Here is a 25,742-nt window from a genome sequence, read left to right on the forward strand (position 1 = left end):
GACACCGGCCCAGGGCCTGCCCGCTCAGAATTCCAGGTTGTCGATCAGCCGGGTGCGGCCCAGGCGCGCGGCGATCAGCGCCACGCGCGGGCCGGTACCGTCGTCCTGCGGCTCGCTCAGGTCGGGCGCACGCAGCACGCTGTAGTCGACCTCGAAGCCGGCCGCCTGCAACTGCGCGGTCGCGTCCGCCTCCACCTGCGCGCGCGGGCGCCCGGCCAGGTGACCGTCGCGCATCGCCCGCAGGGTGCGGTGGATCTGCGCCGCGCGCGGCCGCTCCTCGGCCGACAGGTACTGGTTGCGCGAGCTCATCGCCAGGCCGTCGGCCTCGCGCACGATGCTGCCACCCAGGATCTCGATCGGGAACGCCAGGTCGGCGACCATCTGCCGGATCACCGCCAGCTGCTGGTAGTCCTTCTTGCCGAACGCAGCCAGGTCCGGCTGCACCTGGTTGAACAGGCGTGCGACCACGGTACAGACGCCATCGAAATGGCCGGGCCGGCAGGCGCCCTCCAGCACTTCGCTGACGCCGGGCGTGTGCATGCGCAGCGCCAGTTCCACGCCCAGCGGGTACATGCTCTCCACCGTCGGCAGCCACAGCACGTCGCAGCCGGCGCCTTCCAGGCCGCTGGTGTCGGCTTCCGGGGTGCGCGGGTAGCGGGTGAAATCCTCGTTCGGGCCGAACTGGGTCGGGTTGACGAACACGCTGGAGACCACACGGTCGGCGTATTGCCGCGCCAGCATCACCAGCGAGAAATGCCCGGCATGCAGGTTGCCCATGGTCGGCACGAAGGCCACGCGCAGGCCCTGCCGCTTCCAGCCGGTGACGACGGCGCGCAGTCGCGCCAGGTCGGTGATGGTCTCGATCATTTGGCGTAGGCGTGTTCGGCGTCGGGGAAGGTGCCGGCGCGTACTGCGTCGGCGTAGGCGCGCGCGGCGCCGGCGATGGAACCGCCCTCGGCCAGGAAATCCTTGACGAAGCGCGGGCGGCGGTGGCCGCTGTCCAGGCCGAGGAAATCGTGCATCACCAGCACCTGGCCGTCGCACTCGGGGCCGGCGCCGATGCCGATGGTGGGGATGTCGATCTCGGCGGTGATCAGCGCGGCCAGCGGCGACGGCACGCATTCCAGCACCAGCAGCGCGGCGCCGGCCGCGGCGACCGCCTTGGCGTCGGCGAGCAACCTGGCCGCAGCGGCCTCTTCGCGGCCCTGGATCTTGTAGCCGCCGAAGGTCAGCACCGACTGCGGGGTCAGGCCCAGGTGCGAGCACACCGGGATGTCGCGTTCGCTGAGGAAGCGGATCACCTCCAGCTTGTGCCCGGCGCCCTCCAGCTTGACCATCTCCGCGCCGGCCTGCAGCAGCCGGGTCGACGCGTCCAGCGCGCGCTCGGGCGTGGCATCGGACTGGAACGGCAGGTCGGCGACCAGCAGCGCGCGCTGCAGCACCCGTGCCACCGAGGCGGTGTGGTAGACGATGTCGTCCACGGTCACCGGCAGGGTCGAGTCGTGGCCCTGCACCACCATGCCCAGCGAGTCGCCGATCAGGATCAGGTCCACGCCGTTGGCGTCGAAGGTCCGCGCGAAGCCGGCGTCGTAGGCGGTCAGCATCACCAGCTTCTGCTGGCGGCGCTTGGCCTCGGCCAGGGCGGGAACGGTCCAGGGCTTGCTGTCGGCGTGGCTGCTCATAAGCTCATGTGCTGCGGTAATGAGCCGAGCATTATCTACCGATTGGCACGATCCCGCCGGTTTCGATGCGGTCGCGTGCGTCACGCACCGTTCCATGCCCCGGAACGACTGCTTCGGCGGCGATCTCGGCCAGCGGCAGCAGCACGAAGGCACGCTGGTGCAGGAACGGATGCGGCACCTGCAGCCCGGGCAGATCGATCACCGCCTCGGCGTACAGCAGCAGGTCCAGATCCAGGGTGCGCGGACCCCAGCGTTCGCCCGGCAGACGCTGGCGGCCGTGGCGGTTTTCCAGGTCTAGCAGTGCCTGCAGCAGCTCCGGCGCCGGCAGCGTGGTGGCCACCAGCGCCGCGGCGTTGATGAAGTCCGGCTGGTCCTCGCGGCCCCAGGCCGGGCTGCGGTACAGCTGCGAGGCGCGCAGCAGGCGGGTCTGCGGCAAGGTGTCGAGCGCGACCAGAGCCGCGCGCAGGGTCGCCGCGGCGTCGCCAAGGTTGCCGCCCAGGCCGATGCAGGCCTGGACCGGCGTCTCCACCACGGCGCTCACTCGACGGGCGCGGTGGTGTCCGGGCGCCGGCGACGGCGCCGGCGACGCTTGGGAGTCTCTTCGCTGTCGGCCGGCGGCGCGAACGCCAGTTCGTCGCCGGCGTAATCCACTTCCGGGTCGAAACCGCGCGGCGGCGGCGCGTAGCCGGGCTGCTGCTGCAGCTCGCGCCAGTAGGCGATGTCGGCCGCATGCTCGTCGGAGGCCGACTGGCGCACGATCAGGAAGTCGAACGCAGCGCGGAAGCGCGGATGCGACAAGGTGCGCACCACCCGCTTCTTCTGGCGCGAGGTGAAGCGCGACTGCAGCAGCCAGATCTCCTGCATCGGCAGCGAGAAGCGCCGCGGCAGCGCCACGGTGCTCAGCTGGTGCAGGGTCACCCGGTCGGCGGCGCGGCGTTGCGCCTCTTCCATCTGCATGCCCTGCTTCTGCAGGGTCATCAGCGCGCGGCAGTAGGCCGGCCACAGCAGCAGCGCGAACAGGAACGCCGGCGACACCGGCTCGTCGTTGGCGACGCGGTTGTCGGTGTTGCGCAGGCCCTCGATCAGCATCCGCCGCAGCGCGCCGCTGCGGTTGGAGCGCAGCGCCGCCGCGCTCTCGGGGAACAGCGCGGCGAGCAGGCCGTGCCGCTCCAGGCCCTCGAAGCTGGCCACGCCGTGGCCGGACAGGAACAGCTTGAGCACTTCCTCAAACAGCCGCGCCGGCGCGGCCTCCGCCAGCAGCCCGGCCAGGCGCGGGATCGGCTCGGCGGTGCCGGCCTCGATCTCGAAATCGAGCTTGGCCGCCAGGCGCACCGCGCGCAGCATGCGCACCGGGTCCTCGCGGTAGCGCTGCTCGGGGTCGCCGATCAGCTTCATCAGCCGCGCCTGCACGTCCTCGAAGCCGCCGACGTAGTCGCGCACCGAGAAGTCCTCGATGGCGTAATACAAGGCGTTGCAGGTGAAGTCGCGGCGCACCGCATCGTCCTCGATGCTGCCGTAGACGTTGTCGCGGACCAGGCGGCCGTTGTCCACCTCGCGGTCGCCGCTGCCGTCGTCGACGTTGGCGCGGAAGGTGGCGACCTCGATGATCTCGCGGCCGTAGACCACGTGCGCCAGGCGAAAGCGGCGGCCGATCAGGCGGCAGTTGCGGAACAGCTGCTTGACCTGCTCGGGGGTGGCGTCGGTGGCGACGTCGAAGTCCTTGGGCTGGACCTGGACCAGCAGGTCGCGGACCGCGCCGCCGACCAGGTACGCGCCGAAGCCGGCCTCGCGCAGCCGGTACAGCACGCGCAGGGCGTTGGGGCTGATGTCCTTGCGCGAGATGGGGTGCTGATCGCGCGGGATCGCGCGCAGGGTGAATGGCGATGGAACTGGCGGATTGATGATGGCGCTTCCGTATCGGGTTGCGGGATTGCCGAAGGGCGGCGAGACCCATATACTAGCGCGCTGCAATCGACGCGACCAACGCTCCCTTCGTCTAGTGGTTAGGACGTGGCCCTCTCAAGGCTAAAACAGGGGTTCGAGTCCCCTAGGGAGCGCCATCCTCGCCTCGCCTGCAGCGCGACACAGCAAAAACCCCGCCTTGGCGGGGTTTTTTGCGTTTCGGGGAACCGCAGCATGGCAGGACGGGGCGCAGGCGCCGGCCATCCTGGACCCGGCGCATCGCGGCTTGGCCCATCCCCGGCAAACGGCCGCGGTCGCCACGCCGCCCAGATGATCGCGGCCAGCCAGGCCGTCGCCACGGGCCGCGCGGCCCGGTGGACGGCAAGCAGACGCCTGGCGCCGGATCTCAGCGAACGGCCTCGGCCAACGCACCCGCCGCCGATGCGGTCTCCGCCACCGCATCGTGCGCATGCAGGCTCTCCAGATGCCGCACCTGCACCTGCACCTCGGCGTAGTGCGCGCCCAGCGCCTGCAGGCGCCGCGCGGCGTCCTCCACGTACATCAGGTTCTCGCCGTTGCGGCGCGCGAACGCCTGTTCGTCGGCGCGGCGCACCGCCGCCTGCACCGGCGTGGCCAGGGCCTGCTCGGCGAGCGCGATCACGCCCTCGGCATCGAAACGCACCGCGCGCGCCGACAGGCCGACCCGGACCGAGGCCACGCTGCGCTGGCTATGCGGGGTGGCATGGCTGCCGTGCCGGAGCAGCCAGTCCGCGACCGCCTCGCGCGGCACCGAGGCCTGGTCCCGGTGCTGCTGCACGAAGGCCTCGCTGAGCAGTTGCCGCGCCAGCGCCGCCGAGCATGGGCAGGTCGAGGAATACAACAACTCCACGCCCAACCCCAGACGGACCACGCCGCCACGCAGTTCGGCGTCGATCCGCAGCGGATATGCCCGCCATCCGGCCAGCCCCGGGCTGCGCAGCGCCGGACTGCGACGCAGCAGCTCCAGGCGCAGCGACACCCGTGCCGCGGTCGAGGCGCAGTCGGCATGGCTGTGCACCATCGCCCGCAGCAACTGCGACAGCCGCGACGGCGACAGCGGCTGCTGCGCGCAGTCGTCGAGGAGGCGATACAGCCGCGACATATGAATGCCCTTGACCTGGGCCGACGGCAGGTCGACGGCGAGCGCGGCCTGCGCCGGCACCGGCGCCGGGGTCGCGCCCTCGCCCGCCTCCAGGCACAGCGGCAGCGCAATGCCGTCCATGCCGACCCAGTTCAGGGGAGCGGCGATCTGCGAAGGTTCGTCGGCAGCGACATCGGGCAATGGCGAGGGGATCTGCAGGTTCATCGGATCGACTGGAGCGGCAAGGGAGCGAGGGACGACAAAGAAACCATCGTCACAATTGTTATAAAGTAACACACCTGGCGCGCACCGACGGGACCATCCAACGCATACCTCAGCCGTTGGTGGTACCCGGCACCATCGTCGGGAGCGACATCAATGAAGGTCCACGGCTGCGCGCGGCGCGCCGACCTTCGCTGGCCTGCTCGTGCGGCGCTGCAGGCCAACGTTAACGGGTGGAGCTCGTTCGGTCGGGCCCTCGTGCGCCTGGAGCCCGGGCCGCAGGTACGAGGTGGCGCTCGGCAACAACAGCCTGTCCCGCGACGGTCATCGCGCCGGCCCTGTGTAGGGCTGGGCTGCGCGAACCTGTTCGCAAGCAGTCGCCCGGACGCTCATCCGCCCCTGCGGAGCACCTCCCCCGAAAAGGAGGCCATGGTCTTGGCGGGAGAAGGGAAACGTCGAAGCCCCTCTCCCATCGGGAGAGGGGTTGGGGTGAGGGTACGGCGAGCGCAGCGCCCTCGCCGATGGCACTGCCTTCAGCCGCTCGCTGCAGACACCTCGATCCGGACACGGCACGCACGCCGCGTGCGCGTGCGTCTCGGCCTCAGCCCTGCATCTGTTCCAGTTCCTTGCCCTTGGTCTCGTACACGTAGCGCAGCACGAAGAACACCGACAGGAACGCGGCCACGGTGTAGATGCCGTAGGCGCCGGCCAGGCCGATGCTGCCGAGCAGGACCGGGAAGGTCACGGTGATGGCGAAGTTGGACATCCACTGCGCCGCACCGGCCACGGCCAGGCCGGAACCGCGGATCTGGTTGGGGAACATCTCGCCCAGCATCACCCACATCACCGGGCCCCAGGACATGTTGAAGAAGACCACGTAGACGTTGGCGGCGATCAGCGCCAGCCGGCCCATGCCCGGCGACAGCGCCAGCTTGCCCGCCGCATCCAGCGAGGCGCTGGCGAAGGCGATGGTGACCAGCGCCAGCGACACCGCCATGCCGGCCGAGCCGATCCACAGCAGCGGCTTGCGCCCGATCCGGTCGATCAGCACCACGGTGACCAGGCAGGCGCCGATGCTCAGCGCGCCGGACAGCACGTTGATCAACAGCGCATCGCTCTCGGAGAAGCCCACCGCCTGCCACAGCACCGCGCCGTAGTAGAACACCACGTTGATGCCGACCAGTTGCTGGAAGGTGGCCAGGCCGATGCCGATCCACACAATCGGGCGGACCTTGCCGGTGACCTTGCTGACCAGGTCGGACAGGCGCGGCTTGTGCTGGTCGGCCGACAGCGACCCGGAGATCTCGGTCAGCTTGGTCTGCGCGGCGCCGGCACCGTACAGCCGGGTCAGCACCGCCAGCGCCTGCTCGCGACGGCCCTTCACCACCAGAAAGCGCGGGCTTTCCGGGATCGCCAGCAACAGCAGCAGGAACGCCGTGGACGGCAGCGCCTGCATCCAGAACATCCAGCGCCAGGCCGGCTGGCCCAGCCACAGCGCCTCGGTGGACGCGCCGGCGGCCTTGGCCAGCAGGTAGTTGCTGAGGAAGGCGCAGAACAGGCCGCCGATGATGGCGATCTGCTGCACCGTGGCCAGGCGCCCGCGGTAGCGCGCCGAGGCGACCTCGGCGATGTAGGCCGGCGACATCACGCTGGCCGCGCCCACCGCGAAGCCGCCCATCATCCGCGCCAGCACGAACACCGCCGAGTTGTGCGCCGCGCCGGCGCCCAGCGCCGACAGCAGGAACAGCGCCGCCGACACGATCAGCACCGTGCGCCGGCCCCAGCGGTCGGCCAGCGAGCCGGCCAGGAACGCGCCGACCGCACAGCCCAGCAGCATCGACGCGACCTCGAAGCCGGTGCCGGCGGAACTGGACTGGAAGGCCTCCTTGAGGCCATCGACGGTGCCGTTGATGACGCCGCTGTCGAAGCCGAACAGGAAGCCGCCGATGGTGGCGACGCAGCTGATCAGGATGATGAGGCGGGTGTTCTCGCCGGCGTCGGCGTGGCGATCGATCGGAACACTGGACATGGATTCACCTGGTGGCGTGCAAGAGGGAGACGGCCGGCGCGCGGAGCGGCGTGCGCAGCGACGGCACCGGGCCGCCGCCGCGCACCCGGTTCAGCGCAGCAGGTACTGGTTGATCAGGTTCTCGTAGGCTTCCTGGCGGCCGCTGCGCTGGGTCGGCACGCCGGCCTGCGCGGCGTGCGCCACCAGGTCGGCCAGCGTGCTCTTGCCGGCGGCGAAGGCCGCACCGGCGCCGCCGTCGAAGCTGGCGTAGCGCTCGCGGCGCCACTGCTCCAGCGGCGAGGCGGTGAGCAGCGCATGGGCGACTTCCAGGCCGCGCGCGAACGCGTCCATGCCGCCGATGTGGGCGATGAACAGGTCCTGCGGATCGGACGACTCGCGGCGCACCTTGGCGTCGAAGTTGAGCCCGCCCGGGGCCAGCCCGCCCTGCCGCAGCACCACCAGCATCGCGCCCACCGTGTCGTACAGGTCGACCGGGAACTGATCGGTGTCCCAACCGTTCTGCGGATTGCCGCGGTTGGCGTCGATGCTGCCGAGCAGGCCGGCGTCGCTGGCCACCTGCAGGTCGTGCTCGAAGCTGTGCCCGGACAGCGTGGCGTGGTTGGCCTCGATGTTGAGCTTGAAGTCCTGGTCCAGGCCGTACTGGCGCAGGAAGCCGACCACGGTGGCGCTGTCGAAGTCGTACTGGTGCTTCATCGGCTCCATCGGCTTGGGCTCGATCAGGAAGTTGCCCTTGAAGCCGATGCTGCGCCCGTAGTCGCGGGCCAGGGTCAGGAACCGCGCCAGGTGCTCCTGTTCGCGCCGCATCTGCGTGTTGTGCAGGCAGGCGTAGCCTTCGCGGCCGCCCCAGAACACGTAGTTCTCGCCGCCCAGTTCGACGGTCGCCTCCAGCGCGGCCTTAACCTGCACCGCCGCACGCGCGACCACGTCGAAGTCCGGGTTGGTCGCCGCGCCGTTCATGTAGCGCGGGTGCGAGAACAGGTTCGCGGTGCCCCACAGCAGCTTGACCCCGGTGTCGGCCTGGCGCTGCCTGGCGATGCCGACCATGTGCTTGAGGTTCTTTTCGTACTGGCCGATGTCCTCTGCGTCCGGCGCCAGGTCCACGTCGTGGAAACAGTAGTACGGCACGCCGAGCTTGGTGAAGAACTCGAACGCCGCATCGGCCTTGGCCTCGGCGCGGCCCAGCGCATCGCTGCCGGCGTCCCAGGGATAGGCGCGGGTGCCCGGGCCGAACGGATCGGCGCCGTCGCCGCAGAAGCTGTGCCAGTAGGCCACGGCGAAGCGCAGGTGCTCGGCCATGGTCTTGTCGCCGATGCGCTTGCCGGCGTCGTAGACCTTGAACGCCAGCGGGTTGTCCGAGGCCTTGCCCTCGAACGGAATGCGGCCGATGCCCGGGAAGTACGCCTTGGCGCCGGTGTAGACGGAAGTGCTCATCACGAAGTCCTGGTGCGTTGCGGGGGAAAGGAAATCACGCGGCGTACAGCGGGCCGATGGCCTGCAGATGCCGCTGGAAGGCCTGGTAGTGCGCCTGGTACTGCGCGCCGCGCTGCGCATCCGGCTGCGCGGAGCGCGACGCGTCGTCCTGCTGGTGCCGCAGCACCACCTCGGCCAGGCTGGCGCGCTCGCCCTGCGCCCAGCCGTCGGCCCACAGCGCCTGCAGCGCGGCGCCGAACGCCGCACCTTCGGCCTGTGCCGGCACCTGCACCGGCAACCCGAACAGGTCGGCGATGAGCTGGCGCCAGCCGGCGCTGTTGCTGCCGCCGCCGGTGAGGGATATGGCATCGAAGCGCAGGCCGGCGTCGACGAAGGCATCGAAGCCGTTGCGCAGGCTGTAGCTGGCGCCCTCCATCGCCGCGCGATAGAAATGCGCCGGCGTGCTGTTGTGCAGGTCCATGCCGGTCAGGCAACCTCGCGCGGCCGGCAGGTTCGGGGTGCGTTCGCCGTTGAAGAACGGCAGCAGCACCAGTCCGTCCGCACCGGGCTCGGTGGCGGCGAGCAATGCCTCGCCCTGCCCGGTCTTGATGCCGAACAGACGCGCGATGGTCTCGGTGGCCACCGTGCAGTTCATCGTGCAGATCAGCGGCAACCAGCCGCCGCTGGAGGAACAGAACGCGGCCCAGCGCGCGTCGGGGTCCACCACCGGGCGATCGGCGTAGGCGAACAGCGTGCCGGAGGTGCCCAGGCTCATGCTCAGGCGCCCCGGCACCACGTTGCCGGTGCCGATCGCCGCCATCATGTTGTCGCCGCCGCCGGTGGCCACGCGCACCTCGCGCGGCAGGCCCAGCGTCTGCGCCGCGGCGGCGGACAGGGCGAAGCTGGTCTCGGTCGGCACCAGCGGCGGCAGCGCCGCGGCCAGGTCGCGCTGCGGATCGATCGCCTGCAGCAGCGGCGCCGACCACTGCCGTGTGCGCACGTCCAGCCAACCGCTACCGGAGGCATCGCCGACCTCGGCGTAGCGCTCGCCGGTGAGCCAGAAATTGACGTAGTCGTGCGGCAGCAGCACCGAGGTCATCGCGGCATAGGCATCGGGGCGATGCTTGCGCGTCCACGGCAGCTTGGAGGCGGTGTAGCCGGCCAGGATCGGGTTGCCGGCCAGTTCCACGCAGCGCCGCGCGCCGCCGACCGCGTCCATGATCTCCTCGCACTCGCGCTGCGTGCTGGTGTCGCACCACAGCTTCACCGGCGCGGCGACCTGGCCCTGCGCGTCCAGCGGCACGAAGCCGTGCTGCTGCCCGGACACCGCGATCGCCCGCACCTGCGCCCGCTGCGCGGCGCTCAGTGCGGCGAAGCAGGCGACGATGCCGTCGATCCACCACTGCGCCTGCTGCTCGCGGGTGCCGTCGTCGCGGCTGATCAGTTCCAGCGCATGGCCGTGGGTGGCCACCACCTGCCGAGTGTCGGCATCGTAGGCGAGCAGCTTGACGCTCTGCGTGCCCACGTCCAGACCGATGTACAGACTCATTGCCCTACCCGCCACATCGTGCACACACCCAGTTCCATCGTCGCTCCAGGAGAAAGGCCGGCGTGCGGGGACCACCCGCCGTGACGCCGAGTGTAGTGCGCACCGCATGCATCACGTAGCGGCGCATGATGACGCCGTGCGTCGCGCCAGGCCAGGCCGTGCCATCGCGCGCCGCATGCGTGAAGTGCGCGCGGTGCGTCATAGGTCATCCCGCACGCGTTGCAGTCGCAATACGGACTTCAGATGGGGCTGTCCGCCATGCACGCACAGGTTGTGGAGGTTGCAGCAGTTGTGTCGATGCGCATCCACATGCCCCGTTTTGATGCACCGCATCAAGCACACGCGCAAGCCGTGCGCGGTTGCGCCGGACCGCATTCGCTTCATCCCTTCTCCCACCAGGACCATGGCCGCTTTTTCGGGGGAGGCTGTCCCAACGGGGCGGATGAGGGTACGGGCGTAGCACGCATATTTCGCTGCATCGCGCCATCTCGCGCGCCATCCCAGGCTCATCCGCCCTGCGCCGCGGCGGCATGGCCGCTGCCCTTGCGTGGCACCTCCAGGGGCTGGCCGTGGTACTCCACGCTGGCGTCCGCCGCCGGTTCCAGCGCGCCGGCATCCGCGCGCGAGCCGTCGACGAAGCGCACGTGGATGCTGCGCCGGTCCTGCATGCCGGGCCAGCGGCCTTCGCGCGCACCGATGCGCAACACGCCCCGTGCCTGGTCCCACTGCAGCGGGATACGGCTGAACTCGCCCTTCTCGTAGCCGTAGCCGGTGCCGTCGTCCTCGTACAGCGAGAAGCGGCCGTCGGCGCCGGTGTAGACCACCACGGTCAGCGGCGCATCCGGGATCTGGTCGACATACTGCTGCACGCGGGTCATCGGCACGATGGCGCCGGCGCGCACGAACAGCGGCATGCGTTGCAGCGGCGCGGCAGCGTCGATGGTCTGGCCGCCGGCGTGGAGCGCGCCGCTGTTGAAGTCGATCCAGTCGGTACCCGCCGGCAGGTACACCTTGCGCGAGGTCGCGCCGAAGCGGGTCACCGGTGCGACCAGGAACGCCGGCCCGAACAGATACTCGTCGTCGATGTCGGCGACCTTGGGGTCGTGCGGGAAGTCCATCGGCAGGCCGCGCATCATCACCCCGTCGCGGTGATAGGTGTCGCCGGCGAGCGTGTAGATGTAGGGCAACAGCGCGTAGCGCAGGCGGCTGTAGTAGGCCATGCTGGCGTAATACGGCGTGCCTTCCGGCGCGATGTTCCAGATCTCGCGGTACGGGAACTGGCCGTGCGAGCGGAACAGCGGCACGAACGCGCCGAACTGGAACCAGCGCGTGTTGAGTTCGCGCCACTCGGGCAGATGCGCCGGGTCCTGGGTTTCGTAGCGCTTCTCCACGGCGAAGCCGCCGATGTCGAAGGTCCAGTTCGGCAGGCCCGACATCGACAGGTTGACGCCGGCGGAGATCTGCTCGCGCATGTCCTCCCAGCGCGAGGCGATGTCGCCGCTCCACACCGCCACTGCGTTGCGCTGGATGCCGGCGTAGCCCTTGCGCGAGAGGATGAACACGCGCTTGCCATCGGCGGCACGATCGCCCGCATAGACGCCGTGGGTATGCGGCAACGGATAGGCGTTGAAGAACTCGGTGGACGGCCCCAGCGCGGTCGGCGTGGTGCGCGCCTTGCGCTCGGCGATGTCCAGGTTGGAATGCACGTCGGGCTCGTCGGCATCCAGCCACCAGGCATCGATGCCCTTGCGGTTGAGTTTTTCGTCGATCTGCCGCCAATAGATCGCCTGCGCGTCGGCCGCGTACGGATCGTAGAACGCGTTGGTGTAGCCCTTGCCGATCCAGTCCAGCTCGCCCACCTCGACGTTGCGCCGGTAGATGTGTCCGGCCGCGTCCAGTTCCTTGTAGTGGGCGGTGCTCGGATAGAACTTCGGCCAGACCGAGATCATCAGCTGCGCGTGGCTGGCGTGCACCGCCTTGACCATGCCGTCCGGATCGGGGAAGCGGCTGCGGTCGAAGTCGTGCGAACCCCAGGCGTTCTCCGGCCAGTACGACCAGTCGAGCACGATGTTGTCGATCGGCAACTGGCGCCGGCGGTATTCGGCCAGCGCGCCGAGCAGTTCATCCTGGGTCTTGTAGCGCTCGCGGCTCTGCCAGAACCCATAGGCCCACTTCGGCAGCAACACCGCCTTGCCGGTCAGTTGCCGGTAGCCGGCGATGACCTGGTCGGCGTTGTCGCCGGCGACGACGTAGTAGTCGATCATCTGCCCCGCTTCGGACCACAGCGACAGGTTGCCGGCCTCGGCCGCCGGCAGCGGATCGCGATGCAGCAGCGCGATGTAGCTGGGATCGATCAGGTCCCACTCGACCTTCAGGGTATGCCGCTGGCCAGGCTGCAGTTGCAGCGCGAACTCGTGGTGCCAGGGGTTCCAGTTCTGTCGCCAGCGGTCGACGAGCAGCTTGCCGTCGACCCACAGCCTGGCGTATTCGCTGGCATACAGCGAGAAGGTATGCGTCCCGCCGCGCTCGGCCTCGATCTGGCCTTCCCAGCGCACCTGGATGCGGCGCTTGTCGCCGGGCTTGGCGGCGGCGGGAAACCTCGCCAGGTCCTTGATGTACTGATAGTCGATGTCGGGCTCGCGGCGCTCCAGCACCGGCTTGCCGTCGATCGCGTAGTGCGCAGTGAGCGCACCCGGCTTGCCGTGCGCGTCGTACAGGCGCAGCGACGCCGGCAGCGGCTGCAGCCCGCGCGGATCGCCGAAGCGGGTGATCGCGTTGTTGTCCCAGAGGATGCCGTAGTTGCGGCTGGACACCAGGTACGGCACCGCCATGTCGAGATTGCTCTGCAGCAGCTCGATGTCGTGGCCCTTCTGGTTCATCCAGCCCTGCTGGTGCTGGCCGAACCCGTAGAAGGCCTCGTCGGGCGGCGAGACGAAACGCTGGCGCACGCTCAGGTAGTGGCGCCCTTCGACCTGCAGCGGCGCGAAGCTGCGCCCGCCCGCCACTTCCGCCAGCAACGGCGTGCCGTGCGCATCGGCGAAGCCGACGTGGCCGTCGACGGTGGACACCTGCGCGGTCAGCCTGGCGGTCTTGAGCTGGACCTTCTCACCGTGTTGCTCGAGCACGAAGCCGGTGTCGCCCTGCACCGGCACCCGCATCAGGCTGGGCGTGCGCTGGAACGTACCGGTCGGATCGGCACTGACGCGGACGATGCCGCGGTCGATGACCTGCAGGCGCACCGGCGCCGCGCCCTTGGCGCTGGGATGCACGGTGACGCCATCGGCCTCGCGGGTCACCTGCTGCGCGGCGGCGGAGGTGCCGGCAAGCGACAGCGACAGCAGCAACAGGCCTCGCAACGAGGGCGGCAGGGGACGGTTCGCGTTGTGCATGTTCACTCCATTGGATCGTCACGCAGCGCGGCACCACAGGCGCCGCCGCGTCGTCAGTAGGTCGCCAGGGTGACGCGCAGCAACTGCGGCACGTCGGAGAAATTCAGCCCGTAATCGGTCTGATCGCCGTTCCAGTTGCGCCGGAACTGCCAGTGCTCGCCGTCGTAGACGCCCTCCTCGACCCGGTCGTAGAGCATGTTGGCGGTCGCTGCGCTGGCCGGGTGCAGGGTCACCCGCGCGTGCTGGGCAGTGATCAGGAAGGTGTCCGGACCGAGTTCGGCGATCAGCGCCGCGCCGATCGGCGTGGGATTGCCGGGCGCTTCACCCTGGAACCAGAACTGAGGCACGCCATAGGTGATGGTGGCACTCCAGCGCGCGTTGAGCGGCAGCTCCTGCACCGCCTGGCCCGGCGCCTCGGCGGTGCCGTGCAATTTTCCCGCGGCGGCAGCCTTGGCGAACACGCGCATGCCCATGCCCACCGCACGGTAGCCCAGCGCGAACGGCGCCAGCGCCTGCGCGTCCAGGCGCTTGGCACCGAGCGGATAGTTGGAGTAGCCGCTGTAGTCGATGCCGAAGGTCGACCAGCCGATGCCGTCATGGCCCAGCGCCGGATACAGGTAGCGCGCGTATTCGGGCCGGTTGCCGGTCTCGGCCACGAACAACGCGTTGTCCGTCCGCGCGTAGCGCTGCAGCACCGTGGTGTACAGCGGGTACTCGGGCATGTAGATGTCCGGTGCCAGCAGGTCGATGTGCGGCGCCGCCGCCTTCCACACGTCCAGCACGTTGTCGGTGGGGCCGCCGCTGGCGTACTGCCCGGGCTGGCCGGGATTGAACGGACCGCGCAAGGCCGCGTTGACGTAGATCGGCAAGGGATAGGTGGCCTTGCCGGCCTCGGCGATGCGGTCGATGAAGCGCGCGATGTGCCAGGCATGGAAGATCTCGTCGGCATCGGCGCCGAACACCTGCGCCCAACTGCCCGGCGACTTGCCGAGCCGCTGCAGCAGCGCCTGCGGTACCGGGCCATCGAACTCGCGCTGCGCCATCGGCGAGAAGTCGCGCACGCTGCCGTAGGTGCCCGGCTCGTTCTCGGCCTGCACCATGATCACGGTGCGCTGCGGATCGGCCTGGCGCAGATGCCGCATGAAGGCAACGAAGGCAGTGCGGTCGGCCTCCAGCGTGGCCGGCGCCAGCGGCGACAGCGAGCCCAGGCGCCGTCCGTCGCGGGTGACCACCCGCGGGAAGCGCGCATCGTCGGTCTTGACCCAGTGCGGTGCGTAGTTGGGCCCGTTGTTCTTCCAGGTGCCGAACCACAGCAGCACCAGCCGCACCCGCTGCGTGCGCGCCTGCGCCAGCAGCGTGTCGACGAAGGAGAAATCGAAACGGCCTTCTTCCGGCTCCACCTGCTCCCAGGCGATCGGCACCTGCACGGTGTTCGGGCCCAGCGCGCGGATTGCCGGCCACACCTGTGCCAGCGCCGCCGGATAATTGCTGGAGTTGTTGACCTGCGCGCCCAGGATCAGGAACGGCGCGCCGTCGACCAGCAGCGCGTGGCGGCCGTCGCTACTGACCAGGCGCGGGATCGGTACCTGCGCGGACGCCGACGCCGATGGCGCGGCGTTGGCGGCAGCAGCGCGTGCATGGGCCGGCGGCGCATCCGGCGCGGCCTGGCAAGCGGCCAACAGCAGCGACAGCAGCACCGGCAGCAAGCATCGACGGCGGGCGGCGCGCGGCTGCGGCCCGGTGTCTCCCATGCGGCGCGTGCCCTGCCTCACCAGCTGTCGGTGCGGAACGGGCCCACCGGCAACTGCTCGCGGTTGACCAGGTTGGCGTCCTCGGGGTTCTCGCTCCAGGCGTAGCGCAGCGCCTGCGGCTGCGGCACCGCGGCGCTGCGGACCACCACCTGGTCGCCCTCGATGCGCGCCTGCGCCGGATGGAAACGACGATCGGCACCGGCCAGGGCGAAACCGCGCACCGCGTTGCCGCCGCCGCGCACCGCCAGCGCGCTGCCCATCATGTCGAACATCACCCGCGCCTGGCCAGCGGCGAATGTGGCGCGGGCGAACACCGGCGCGCTGTAGACCAGGGTTTCGCCGTAGGCCACGTGCCGCGCGACCAGCGCCAGGCGATGCCCCACGTCCTGCTTGTTGGTGGGATGGATGTTGTCCGGCATGCCGATGTCGATGGTCACCGCCTGCCCGGTCGCCGGCAGCGCCAGCGTCCTGGTCTGCGATTCGCGCAGCTGCGCCCACGGGCTCAGGTCGCCCTGGTCGTTGCCGGCCTTCCAGTTGGCCAGCTGCACCCACAGGAACGGCAGTTGCGGCTGTCTACGCTCCTGCCGCCAGCGGCCGATCAGCGACGCGAACTGCTCACGGTAGCGCAGCGCACCGTACGGGTAGGCGTTGCTCTCGCCCTGGTACCAGATCACACCCTTGACCGGGAACGGCTGCAAGGGATGGATCATCGCGTTGTACAGCAGCGTCGGGATCTGATTCTTGTCGTCGTTGGCAGCCAACGTGACCTTTCCCGGACGGAACTGCCAGTCGCCGGCGAGCGAGTGTGGCCGGCCGCCGTCGGGCTGCACGAAGAACGCCGCCGCGTCGCCGGGAATGCCGCCGAAGCCGCCGGTATCCAGGATCCGGATCGCGATGTGGTTGACCCCGGCGCGCAATGCCGCCGGTGGTACGCGATAACGGCGCGGCTCGGTGTAGCGCCCTTCGGTGTGGCCGACCTCGACGCCGTTGACGTAGGTGGTGTCGGCATCGTCGGCCGGCCCGATGCCCACGACCGCGCCGGCCTTGGCTTCGGCCGCGCTCAGGGTGAAGCGGGTGCGGTACCAGGCGACACCGTCCATGCCGACATAGCCGTGCTGCTCCCACAGCCCCGGCAGCGGCTGGCGGTCCCAGTCGCGGTCGTCCAGATCGGCAGCCGCCCAGCCTGTATCCGCATCCGCGGTGGCCGGCTGCGGCCAGCGCGCCAGGCGCCGCCTGGTCTCGCCTAAGTCTTTTGCGTCCTTGACCTGCATCTGCGCGATGCGCGTACGTACCTGCGCCGCGTCCACGCCGGGCGAGGCCGCGTCCATCCACGCCTCGATCGCGCTGCCGCCCCAGGTGCTGTCGATGATGCCGATCGGCACTCCGGTGCGCTGGCGCAGGTCGCGCGCGAAGAAGTACGCCACCGCCGAGAACGCACCCGCGGTGCTCGGCGTTGCCGCGACCCAGCTACCGCCGGGCAGGCGCGGCTGCGGTTGCGCCGCCCAGGCCTTGGGCACCTTGAAGTTGCGCAGTTGCGGATCGGTCGCCGCCGCCACCTCGCGCGCGCCGTCGCGCGCCTGCGCCAGCGGCCATTCCATGTTGGACTGGCCACTGGCCAGCCACACGTCGCCGATCAGCACGTCGCCGATGCGGCGCTGGCCGCCGTCGCCCTGCACTTCCAGCACATACGGACCGCCGGCCGCATGCGCCGGCAACTGCAACTGCCAGCGGCCATCGGCGCCCGCGACCGCACTGGCGCTGGCGCCATCCAGGCGCGCCTGGATGCGCGCGCCGGGCGTGGCCCAGCCCCACACCGGGATCGGCGCATCGCGCTGCAGCACCGCGCCGTCGTCGAACAGCAACGGCAGTTGCAGCGCGGCCGCGGCCGGCCATGACGCGGTCGCCAGGGCCAGCAGGGCCAGGCGGCGGACGGTGGAAAACAATGGGACGGCCATGAGCGGATCCTGCATCGGGGGAAAGCCCGGCCGCGGCCCCCCGCCTCACCGCAGGCGGACCGCGTGCCGGATACGGCGCGGCGCCTACCAGTTGGCGCGCAGCACCAGCGAGTAACGGCGATCGTTGACGAACCAACTGCGCGTGTACAGGCGGCTGTCGACCTCGCCGTCGCTGTACGAGGTCGGCCCCATCAGCACCTTGGTCACCGAATTGGTGAGGTTGTTGGCCTGGATGCCCAACTGCAGGTGCGGGGTGAAGCGGTAGAACACCGAGCCGTCGAGCTGGCCATAGTCGTCCGACCAGGTCGGCAGCTTGGTCGCCACGTCGCTGGCGGTGAGAAGGTAGCGCGAGCGCCAGTTGTAGGCCAGGCGCACCGACAACGGCCCCTTCTCGTAGATGCCGGCCAGGTTGTAGCTGCGCCGCGACAGGCCTTCCAGCGGCAGCGCCACGCCGGTCACGGTGGTCTTGGTGTACGGATCGGTGGCGGTGTTCACGCCGCCGCTGCTGTCGACGAAGGTGAAGTTGGCATTGACGCCGAAGCCGCTCATCCAGCCCGGCAGCGAATCGAAGAACTGGGTGTAGCCGTACTCGAAGCCGCGGATGCGGCCCTTGTCCATGTTGTACGGGCGCGTCACCAGGAAGTCCTGGCCGCCGTAGTTCTCGGTGACGGTCTGGTTGGAGAAGTAGTCCTTGACGCTCTTGTAGAACAGCGTCAGGTACATCATGTCGCTGCTGTCGAAGTACCACTCCAGCGCCGCGTCGTACTGGTCGGCCTTCATCGGCTTGAGATTGGGATTGCCGGCGGTGCCGGTCCATTCCTTCGGGGTTCCGTCGTCGTTGAAGGTCGCGGTCAGCAGCAGGTAGGGCTGCAACTGGGTGTAGTCCGGTCGCGCCATCGCCTTGGAGGCGGCCAGGCGCAACTGCAGCGCATCGGAGAACTTGAAACGCAGGTTCAGGCTTGGCAGCACGTCGGTGTAGCGGCCGCGCGCGTTGTTGGGGAAGTACTGACCGTCGTACTGCGCCTTCAGCGCCTCCGAGGCCGCGGTGGCGGAGAGGTCCGGATACTGGCCGTAGCCGGCCGCCTCGGTCTTGGTCTGCACCACGCGCACGCCGATGTTGCCGTCCACCGGCACGCCCAGCGCCTCGTCGTTGCCGAAGTACATCACCATGTACGCGGCCTGGGTCCGCTCGAACTGGCGGTTGGTGTCCTGCAACTGGTATTGGTCCGGCGCCCAGCCGGAGCCGCGCAGCGCCACGATCTGCTCGATCAGCGCCGACGTGCCGGCGTAGTCCTTGACCGCGCTGTTGCGCGGAAAGACCAGTTGGGTCGGCACGTTCACCTTGCCGCGGAACAGGTTCGAGTAGGTGTATAGCGACGACGAGGCGGTCATGAAACTGGCCAGGTCGGCCAGGCCGGTGCTGGTCCCGGGGACGGTGGCCCAGTTGTCGCTGATCACGCCCCAGTTGTAGCCGGAATTCTTGTTGGTCTGGGTGCGGTCGGTGGCGCGGATGCCGGCGCGGAAGGTACGCAGCCACGGGTTGTCGTCGTAGCTGTATTCCAGGTCGAAGCGCGTGGCCAGTTCGCGGCCGCGGTTCTTCGCCAGGTGGTCCATCGCCGCGCTCCAGAAGTAACTGGAGGGGTTGGCGGTGTAGCCGGGGTCGGCCAGGGTCACCGCCGGGTAGCGGCCGCCCAGGTCCACGTTCAGGCCCGGCAGGTAGATCGAACTGAACAAGGTGAAATCCAGCACGTCGCTCTGCGAGCGCACCAGTTGCATGTCGCCGCGCACGGTCAGCCGGTCGGTCAGGCGATGGCTGAAGCCACCGGACAGGTCGGACGTGGTGGCGCTCTGCTGGGCGTAGCGGTTGTCGGTGTAGAAGCGCACGCCATCGTTGCCGGTGACGTTGCCGCGCCAGGAGGTGGACACCGGCGAGCCGCTGACGAAGCGGCCTTCGCTGTCGTAGGTGAAGGTGGTGCCGGGTGCCGGCACGATGGCATTGGTGTCGTCGTTGAAGAACGCGGCGCGGTCGCGCCAGTTCATGTCGTAGGACGAGCGCAGGTATTGCACGTACACGTCGGTGGCGTCGCTGGGGCGCCACTGGAATGCCGCCGCCACGCCCTTGCGCTTGCGCTCGAAATCCATCTGCCGCCAGTTCACCCCGCCCGGCACGTAGACCTTGTCGAAGGTGGTGCCGGCCAGCAGCGCCGGATCGGTGCGGCGCACGAACGGCTCGACCTGGATGCCGTCGCTGCGCGTGGCCAGTTCCGAGTGCGCCACGTCGAGCATGAGGCCCATCTCGCCGACGCCGGTGTTCCAGCGATCGCTGAACAGGAACGAGCCGGACGGCTTGTAGGTCTTGCTCATGTCGCCGTAGTTGACGTCCGCGGTGGCGCCGACCACCCGCCCCGGCTGGTCGAACGGCATGCGCGTGCGCAGGTTGACCGTGCCGCCAAGGCCGCCTTCGATGATCTCGGCCGACGGGTTCTTGTACACGTCCACGCCGGCCATCAGTTCGGCCGGCACGTCCTCGAAACTGAGGCCGCGTCCGCTGGCGGCGCTGAAGCTGTCGCGGCCGTTGAGTTCGCCGCGCACCTGGGTCATGCCGCGGATCATCACCCCGCTGCCTTCGGCCGAGAAGTGGTCCGGATCGTTGCGCGCCATGAAGTGATCGATGGTCACGCCGCTGACCCGCTGCAGGGTCTCGGTGACGCTGCGGTCCGGCAACGCGCCGATGTCCTCGGCGCTGACCGAATCGACGATCTGCTCGGCATCGTGCTTGATCGACTGCGACTTGATCAGGCTGCCGCGCACGCCCTTGACCTCGACCGCGTCGAGCTGGGTCACCGAGCCAGGCGTCTGCGCCTTGGCGGCGCGCTCCGTGTCCTGCGCCAGCGCCTGCGCGCTGAGCAGCAGGCCGATGCTGAGCGCCATGACGGAACGCGGCAAAACGCGGGTACGGCGTGACGCTGCGGTCGGCAGAGCCGGACCACGGGGATGCTGCGAGGCCATGCTGTTTCCCTCCCAGGAGACATGCACACAGACACGGGCGACGGTCACCAAGGGGCGCCGTCCTGCGAGTTGTGACGGCGTCGGTCTCGGCCGCTGCCGTATCGGATGGCGCCGCTGCACGGATCGGCAGGTCGCTCGCTATCGCGATCGGCCGAGACTAGGGAATGACAATCGCGTGAAGCAAATGAAGATTTCACGCCCAGCTATGCGATTCCCGACTAGCGGGATGCGCACCACGGCATGTCTACGAAATCGTCCGACTGTGTCCCGAAAGCGCCTGCGGCGGCGGCATTCAGATGCCTGCCGCCCGCTCCGGATACAGCCGCTTGGCGGCGTTGCGCAATGCCAGCAACACCCGTTCGGCACCGGGCGGCAACAGATAGTCGCGACGGCGCACGATGCCGAACGATTCCATGCGCACGCCCAGCGCAATCGGCAACACCGTCAGCAGCTTCGCCTGCACATACGGCGCCACCGCCTCGGCCGGCAGCGCGGCCAGCAGGTCGCTGCCGCGCAGCAGGCTGGTCATCACCGGCAGCGACGAGGTCTCGATGACGTTCTGCGGCGCCGGCACCGCATGCTCCAGGAACATCGCGTCCAATCGCGCGCGCAGCACGCTGTCTGCCGGCGGCAGCACCCAGCCGTAGCGCGCCAGGTCGGCATGGCGCAGGTCGGCGCGAGTGGACAGCGGGTGCCCGGCGCGGGCGATCACCGAATGCGGCTCGTCGGCCAGCGGCTCGAACTCCAGCGCCTCGGCGCCGTAGGGGCCGAGGATGCGGCCGATCACGATGTCGAGTTGGCCGTCGAGCAGTTTGGCCACCAGCGGCCGGCTGTAGTCCATCTCCACCCGCACCAGGATGCCGGGGAACTCGCGCTTGACCTCGGCGATCGCCTGCGGCACCAGGTTGGTGCCCGGATTGACCACGGTCCCGATCGAGACCTGGCCCATGCGCCCTTCGCATAGCGCCGCGATCTCTTCCTGGGCGCGGCCGATCTCCGACATCGCCGCGCGCGCGCGGCGGATCAGCACCTGCCCGTACCAGGTCGGCTCGACACCGCGCGCGTGGCGCTCGAACAGCTTCACCCCCAGCAGGTCCTCCATTTCCGCCAGCAGCTTGGACGCCGCCGGCTGGGTCATGCTGGCCGCCTCGGCCGCGCGCAACACCGAGCGGTGCTCGTGCAACTGCAGCAGCAGCAACAGGTGCCGGGTCTTCAGGCGCGCGGCGTTGAACCAGGGATTGGCGGAGGCATTCATCGTGGGCAGGCATCCTGAGGGCGGCGCCGCGTATTCGGCAGCGGAATAGAATATGCCTAAAATTTCATTTGCAGAGCATAGCTCACGCGCGCAGGCTACTGCCCATCGCGCCCCCTGCTGGCGTCGCCGCCGCCGCCCCTGCTCGCGCAGGCAGGCCGATTCAGCCGGGTCCGCGCCAGCGCCGATGCAGCGGGCGCGGACCGCGGCCTTGCCGCCCGGCCCCACCGCGGCACCGCGCTGACCGCGCGCCTTCTTCACCGCCGCTTCCGTCAGGTACCCCGATGTCCGCCGCCTCCCCGTTCCGACTCCCGCTGATCGCGATCCTGCGCGGCCTCACCCCGGAGGACGCGCTGGCGCACGTCGGGGCGCTGGCCGATGCCGGCTACGACGCGATCGAAATCCCGCTCAATTCGCCGCGCTGGGCCGACAGCATCGGTCCGGCCGCACAGGCATTCGGGCAGCGCTGCTGGATCGGCGGCGGCACCGTGCTGCAGATCGGCGACGTCGACGCCCTGGCCGATCTCGGCGCGCGCTTCATCGTCACCCCCAACACGCGCCCGCCGGTGATCCGCCATGCGGTGGCGCGCGGCCTGCAGGTGGTGGCCGGCTTCGCCACCGCCACCGAGGCGTTCGACGCGCTGGATGCCGGCGCGCAGATGCTCAAGCTTTTCCCCGCCGCCACCTACGGCCCCGGCCACGTGCGCGCCCTGCGCGCAGTGCTGCCGGCGCAGGTACCGCTGTTCGTGGTCGGCGGCATCAACACCGAGACCCTGCACGACTACCTGGGCGCCGGCGCGGTCGGCGCCGGCATCGGCGGCGAGCTGTACCGCCCCGGCCAGCCGCTGACACAGACCCAGGCGCATGCCGCCGCCTTCCGCCTCGCCTATCTGGACCGCGCATGAAGATCGTCCGCCTCACCACCTACCACGCCGCGCCGCGCTGGCTGTTCCTGAAGGTCGAGACCGACGAGGGCATCACCGGCTGGGGCGAGCCGGTCATCGAAGGCCGCGCGCGCAGCGTCGAGGCCGCGGTGCGCGAACTCGGCGAGAGCCTGATCGGCAAGGATCCGGCGCGGATCAACGACATCTGGCAGATGCTCTACCGCGGCGGCTTCTACCGCGGCGGCCCGATCCTGATGAGCGCCATCGCCGGCATCGACCAGGCGCTGTGGGACATCAAGGGCAAGGCGCTGGGCGTGCCGGTGTACGAACTGCTCGGCGGGCGCGTGCGCGATCGCATGAAGACCTACCGCTGGGTCGGCGGCGACCGCCCCGCGGCGACCATCGCGCAGATCCAGGGCTACCGCGACCTCGGCTTCGACACCTTCAAGTTCAACGGCACCGAGGAAATGAAGCTGATCGACGGCCCGCGCGCGGTGGATGCGGCGGTGGCCAAGGTCGCGCAGATCCGCGAGGCGTTCGGCACCGCCATCGACTTCGGCATCGACTTCCACGGCCGCGTCGCCGCGCCGATGGCGCGCGTGCTGCTGCGCGAGCTGGAGCCGTTCAAGCCCCTGTTCGTCGAGGAGCCGGTGCTGCCCGAGCAGGCCGAGTACTACCCGCGGCTGGCCGCGTCCACGCCGATCCCGCTGGCCGCCGGCGAGCGCATGTTCTCGCGCTTCGATTTCAAGCCGGTGCTGCAGGCCGGCGGCCTGTCGCTGCTGCAGCCGGACCTCTCGCACGCCGGCGGCATCACCGAATGCCTGAAGATCGCCAGCATGGCCGAGGCTTACGAGGTCGGCCTGGCGCCGCATTGCCCGCTCGGCCCGGTGGCGCTGGCCGCCTGCCTGCAGGTGGACTTCGTCTCGCACAACGCGGTGCTGCAGGAACAGAGCATCGGCATCCACTACAACGAAGGCGCCGACCTGCTCGACTACGTGCTCAACAAGGACGACTTCGCCTGCGACAATGGCGGCAGCATCGCCGCCCTTCCCAAACCGGGCCTGGGCGTGGAAATCGACGAGGAGCGCCTGCGCCATGCCAACGCCAACCCACCCGACTGGCACAACCCCATCTGGCGACACGCCGACGGCAGCATCGCCGAGTGGTGAGCCGATGAACGTTTCCGCCACACCCGGCCACACCGCCACCCTGGCGGTGGACAGCCGCTGCGAGCATGGCGAAGGCATGCTGTGGTGCGAGCGCCGCGGCGTGCTGTTCTGGGTCGACATCAGCGGCCGCCGCCTGTGGCGCCACGATCTCGCCAGCAACGTCAGCCGTCATTGGGACCTGCCCGACCGTCCCGGCTGCCTGGGCCTGTTCGACGACGGCCGCCTGCTGCTGGCCCTGGCCAAGGGCGTGTACGCGGCCGATCCGGATGCCGCCGCCGAGACCGACAGCGCACTGCCGCTGCAGCACCTGGCGGACGTGGAACCGGAGCGCGACGACACCCGCAGCAACGACGGCCGCGCCGACCGCCACGGCAACTTCGTGTTCGGCACCATGAGCGAGCGCGCGGACCAGGCGCCGGTCGGCAGCTTCTACCAATGGTCGGCGCGCCACGGCCTGCGCCGCCTGCCGTTGCCGGGCGTGGCCATTCCCAACGCGATCTGCTTCAGCGCCGACGGCCGCACCCTGTACTACTGCGATTCGGTGCAGCCGCGCATCCTGTGCTGCGACTACGACCCGGACAGCGCGCACACCGCCAACAGCCGTGTGTTCGCCGAACTGGATCACCCCGGTGCCGAGCCGGACGGCGCCATCGTCGACGCCGAAGGCCACCTGTGGAATGCGCAGTGGCGCGCCTGGCGCGTGGTGCGCTATCGCCCCGACGGCAGCGTCGAGCGCAGCGTCGCCCTGCCGGTCAAGCATCCCACCTGCCCCACCCTCGGCGGCGCCGACGGCGGCACCCTGTATTTGAGCACCTCGCGGCAGGACCACAGCGAGGACGAACTGGCGCGCACGCCGCAGGCCGGCGGCGTGTTCGTGGCCGCGGTCGGCATCGCCGGCCTGCCCGAAGGACGCATCGCCAGCGCATGATCGTCGTCGATTGGGGCACCAGCAGCCTGCGCGGCTATCGGCTCGACGCCGACGGCGGCATCCGCGACCAGCGCCGCAGCGACCAGGGCATCGCCGCCTGCCAGGGCCGCTTCGCCGCGACCCTGGCCGCCTTGATCGACGGCTGGGACGGCGACGTTGTCCTGTGCGGGATGATCGGCAGCCGCAACGGCTGGATTGAACTGCCGTACGCGCCCTGCCCGGCCGACGCTGCTGCGCTGGCCGCGGCGATGCAGCCGCTGCAGGATCCGGCCCTGCCCGGCCGCACGCTGTGGTTCGTGCCCGGCGTGGCCAGCGACACCGACGCCGTGCCGGACGTGATGCGCGGCGAGGAGACCCAGTTGATCGGCCTGCTCGCGTTGCTCGCGCAGGAACCGCCAACGACCGAGGTCCACCACGTCTGCCTGCCCGGCACCCACAGCAAGTGGGTGACCCTGCAGGATGGGCGCATCGCCTCGGTGGCGACGATGATGACCGGCGAACTGTACGCACTGCTGCGCACGCACAGCCTGCTGGCGCGGCTGATGGATGCCGACGACGGCGCTTTCGACGCAGCCGCGTTCGATGCGGGCGTGCAGCGCAGCGGCGACCCCGGCGGCTTGCTGCACCATCTGTTCGGCGTGCGCAGCCTGGGCCTGTTCGAGCGCCTGAGCGGTGCCGCGGCACCGTCCTATCTGTCCGGCCTGCTGATCGGCCACGAGTTGCGCGCGCGCGCCTTGCCGCCGGTGGTGCACCTGGTCGGCGGCAGCGGCCTGCTGGCGCGCTATGCGCATGCGCTGGCCGCGCTCGGCAGCCGCGTGCGCACCCACCCGGAGGATCTGGCCGCGCGCGGCCTGTATCGGCTGGCGCAGCAGCACGGCGGCCTGACCGGCTGAGGCGCGCGCGTCGCCCGGCTCCTGCCCGGCTGCCCCGCACACACGGCGGCGCGCGCCGCTTTGCATTAGAATTACCGGGTTAATCGCCGGATCCCGCCATGCCCTTCGTCGTCACCGAAAACTGCATCAAGTGCAAATACACCGACTGCGTGGAAGTGTGCCCCGTGGATTGTTTCCACGCCGGGCCGAACTTCCTGGTGATCGATCCGGACGAATGCATCGACTGCACCCTGTGCGAGCCGGAGTGCCCGGCCAACGCCATCTATCCCGAAGACGACGTGCCGGCCGGCCAGGAAAGCTTCGTCGCGCTCAACGCGGAACTGGCCAAGGCCTGGCCGGTGCTGACCACGCGCCAGGAACCGCTGCCCGACGCCGCCGAGTGGGACGGCAAGCCGAACAAGCTGCCGCTGCTGCAGAAGTAACCTACTCACATCGTGGTACGCGAATCCTGCGTTCGCGGCTGCATGATGGTTGACTCCTAGGGTTCTTCTCGTTCGTCTCGTAAATCTCAAGCAACAGCAAAGGCTTTCGCCTTGCGGCGAGTTACTTTTCTTTGCTTGTGCAAAGAAAAGTAACCAAAAGAAAGCACACCCTGCCT

The 25,742-nt window shown here is 69.7% G+C and carries 18 protein-coding genes and 1 tRNA gene; 6 read left to right on the forward strand and 13 right to left on the reverse strand.

Going from position 1 to position 25,742, the window contains the following annotated elements; genetic code table 11:
* Positions 1 to 24 precede the first annotated feature (24 nt).
* The 4 genes from panC to pcnB are packed head-to-tail and all read right to left on the reverse strand — an operon-like array spanning position 25 to position 3,638.
* A complete protein-coding gene (panC, locus tag NUG21_RS11320; RefSeq protein ID WP_263390904.1) occupies positions 25 to 867 on the reverse strand; it encodes a pantoate--beta-alanine ligase in 843 nt (280 codons plus the stop codon).
* Entirely contained in the window at positions 864 to 1,682 is an 819-nt protein-coding gene (panB, locus tag NUG21_RS11325; protein ID WP_263390905.1) for a 3-methyl-2-oxobutanoate hydroxymethyltransferase, read from the reverse strand. Before panB ends, panC begins: the two co-directional genes overlap by 4 nt.
* Before the next feature lie 31 nt (positions 1,683 to 1,713).
* A complete protein-coding gene (gene folK / locus NUG21_RS11330) occupies positions 1,714 to 2,223 on the reverse strand; it encodes a 2-amino-4-hydroxy-6-hydroxymethyldihydropteridine diphosphokinase (protein WP_263390906.1) in 510 nt (169 codons plus the stop codon).
* Positions 2,220 to 3,638 carry a polynucleotide adenylyltransferase PcnB gene (gene pcnB, locus NUG21_RS11335; protein WP_263393067.1) on the reverse strand — a complete coding sequence of 473 codons (1,419 nt, stop codon included), beginning with the start codon at positions 3,636 to 3,638 and terminating at the stop codon, positions 2,220 to 2,222. Before pcnB ends, folK begins: the two co-directional genes overlap by 4 nt.
* 29 nt (positions 3,639 to 3,667) lie before the next feature.
* Here pcnB and NUG21_RS11340 point away from each other — a divergent pair.
* A tRNA-Glu gene (locus NUG21_RS11340) sits at positions 3,668 to 3,742 on the forward strand.
* Positions 3,743 to 3,990: 248 nt separating this feature from the next.
* Here the strand turns inward: NUG21_RS11340 and folE2 are convergent.
* From folE2 to NUG21_RS11385, 9 genes are all read right to left on the reverse strand, one after another.
* Positions 3,991 to 4,917 (reverse strand): GTP cyclohydrolase FolE2, encoded by a 927-nt coding sequence (gene folE2 / locus NUG21_RS11345; RefSeq protein ID WP_263393068.1) that lies wholly within the window; start codon positions 4,915 to 4,917, stop codon positions 3,991 to 3,993.
* A gap of 610 nt (positions 4,918 to 5,527) precedes the next feature.
* Entirely contained in the window at positions 5,528 to 6,955 is a 1,428-nt protein-coding gene (locus NUG21_RS11350; RefSeq protein ID WP_160946595.1) for a sugar porter family MFS transporter, read from the reverse strand.
* A gap of 90 nt (positions 6,956 to 7,045) precedes the next feature.
* Positions 7,046 to 8,386, reverse strand: coding sequence for a xylose isomerase (gene xylA / locus NUG21_RS11355; RefSeq protein WP_263390907.1), 1,341 nt, complete (start codon positions 8,384 to 8,386; stop codon positions 7,046 to 7,048).
* A 34-nt stretch (positions 8,387 to 8,420) separates the two neighbouring features.
* On the reverse strand, positions 8,421 to 9,914 hold the full coding sequence (xylB, locus tag NUG21_RS11360) for a xylulokinase (protein ID WP_263390908.1): 1,494 nt from the start codon (positions 9,912 to 9,914) through the stop codon (positions 8,421 to 8,423).
* A gap of 506 nt (positions 9,915 to 10,420) precedes the next feature.
* Positions 10,421 to 13,303 (reverse strand): TIM-barrel domain-containing protein, encoded by a 2,883-nt coding sequence (locus tag NUG21_RS11365; protein WP_263390909.1) that lies wholly within the window; start codon positions 13,301 to 13,303, stop codon positions 10,421 to 10,423.
* Positions 13,304 to 13,356: 53 nt separating this feature from the next.
* Positions 13,357 to 15,054, reverse strand: a complete 1,698-nt coding sequence (locus tag NUG21_RS11370; protein ID WP_263390910.1) for a DUF5597 domain-containing protein — start codon at positions 15,052 to 15,054, stop codon at positions 13,357 to 13,359.
* 17 nt (positions 15,055 to 15,071) lie between these two features.
* The gene (locus tag NUG21_RS11375; RefSeq protein ID WP_263390911.1) at positions 15,072 to 17,009 is read right to left on the reverse strand and encodes a sialate O-acetylesterase; all 1,938 of its coding nucleotides are present in this window, start codon (positions 17,007 to 17,009) and stop codon (positions 15,072 to 15,074) included.
* Between the two features lie 84 nt (positions 17,010 to 17,093).
* On the reverse strand, positions 17,094 to 19,940 hold the full coding sequence (locus NUG21_RS11380; RefSeq protein ID WP_263390912.1) for a TonB-dependent receptor: 2,847 nt from the start codon (positions 19,938 to 19,940) through the stop codon (positions 17,094 to 17,096).
* A gap of 370 nt (positions 19,941 to 20,310) precedes the next feature.
* Positions 20,311 to 21,273, reverse strand: coding sequence for a LysR substrate-binding domain-containing protein (locus NUG21_RS11385; protein WP_242080946.1), 963 nt, complete (start codon positions 21,271 to 21,273; stop codon positions 20,311 to 20,313).
* Positions 21,274 to 21,554: 281 nt separating this feature from the next.
* On the opposite strand from NUG21_RS11385, the gene NUG21_RS11390 reads away from it, so the two are divergent.
* The 5 genes from NUG21_RS11390 to fdxA all read left to right on the forward strand — a co-directional run bounded on the left by NUG21_RS11390 (position 21,555) and on the right by fdxA (position 25,566).
* Entirely contained in the window at positions 21,555 to 22,175 is a 621-nt protein-coding gene (locus tag NUG21_RS11390) for a 2-dehydro-3-deoxy-6-phosphogalactonate aldolase (RefSeq protein ID WP_263390913.1), read from the forward strand.
* A complete protein-coding gene (gene dgoD / locus NUG21_RS11395; RefSeq protein WP_160946586.1) occupies positions 22,172 to 23,323 on the forward strand; it encodes a galactonate dehydratase in 1,152 nt (383 codons plus the stop codon). Before NUG21_RS11390 ends, dgoD begins: the two co-directional genes overlap by 4 nt.
* Positions 23,324 to 23,327: 4 nt before the next feature.
* On the forward strand, positions 23,328 to 24,251 hold the full coding sequence (locus tag NUG21_RS11400) for an SMP-30/gluconolactonase/LRE family protein (protein WP_263390914.1): 924 nt from the start codon (positions 23,328 to 23,330) through the stop codon (positions 24,249 to 24,251).
* Positions 24,248 to 25,144 (forward strand): 2-dehydro-3-deoxygalactonokinase, encoded by an 897-nt coding sequence (locus NUG21_RS11405; RefSeq protein ID WP_263390915.1) that lies wholly within the window; start codon positions 24,248 to 24,250, stop codon positions 25,142 to 25,144. The genes NUG21_RS11400 and NUG21_RS11405 overlap by 4 nt, the downstream gene beginning before the upstream one ends.
* A gap of 98 nt (positions 25,145 to 25,242) precedes the next feature.
* On the forward strand, positions 25,243 to 25,566 hold the full coding sequence (gene fdxA, locus NUG21_RS11410) for a ferredoxin FdxA (protein ID WP_017913166.1): 324 nt from the start codon (positions 25,243 to 25,245) through the stop codon (positions 25,564 to 25,566).
* The last annotated feature ends 176 nt before the right edge of the window (positions 25,567 to 25,742 follow it).

Source organism: Xanthomonas sp. CFBP 8445, from assembly GCF_025666235.1.
Classification (GTDB): Bacteria; Pseudomonadota; Gammaproteobacteria; order Xanthomonadales; family Xanthomonadaceae; genus Xanthomonas_A; species Xanthomonas_A indica.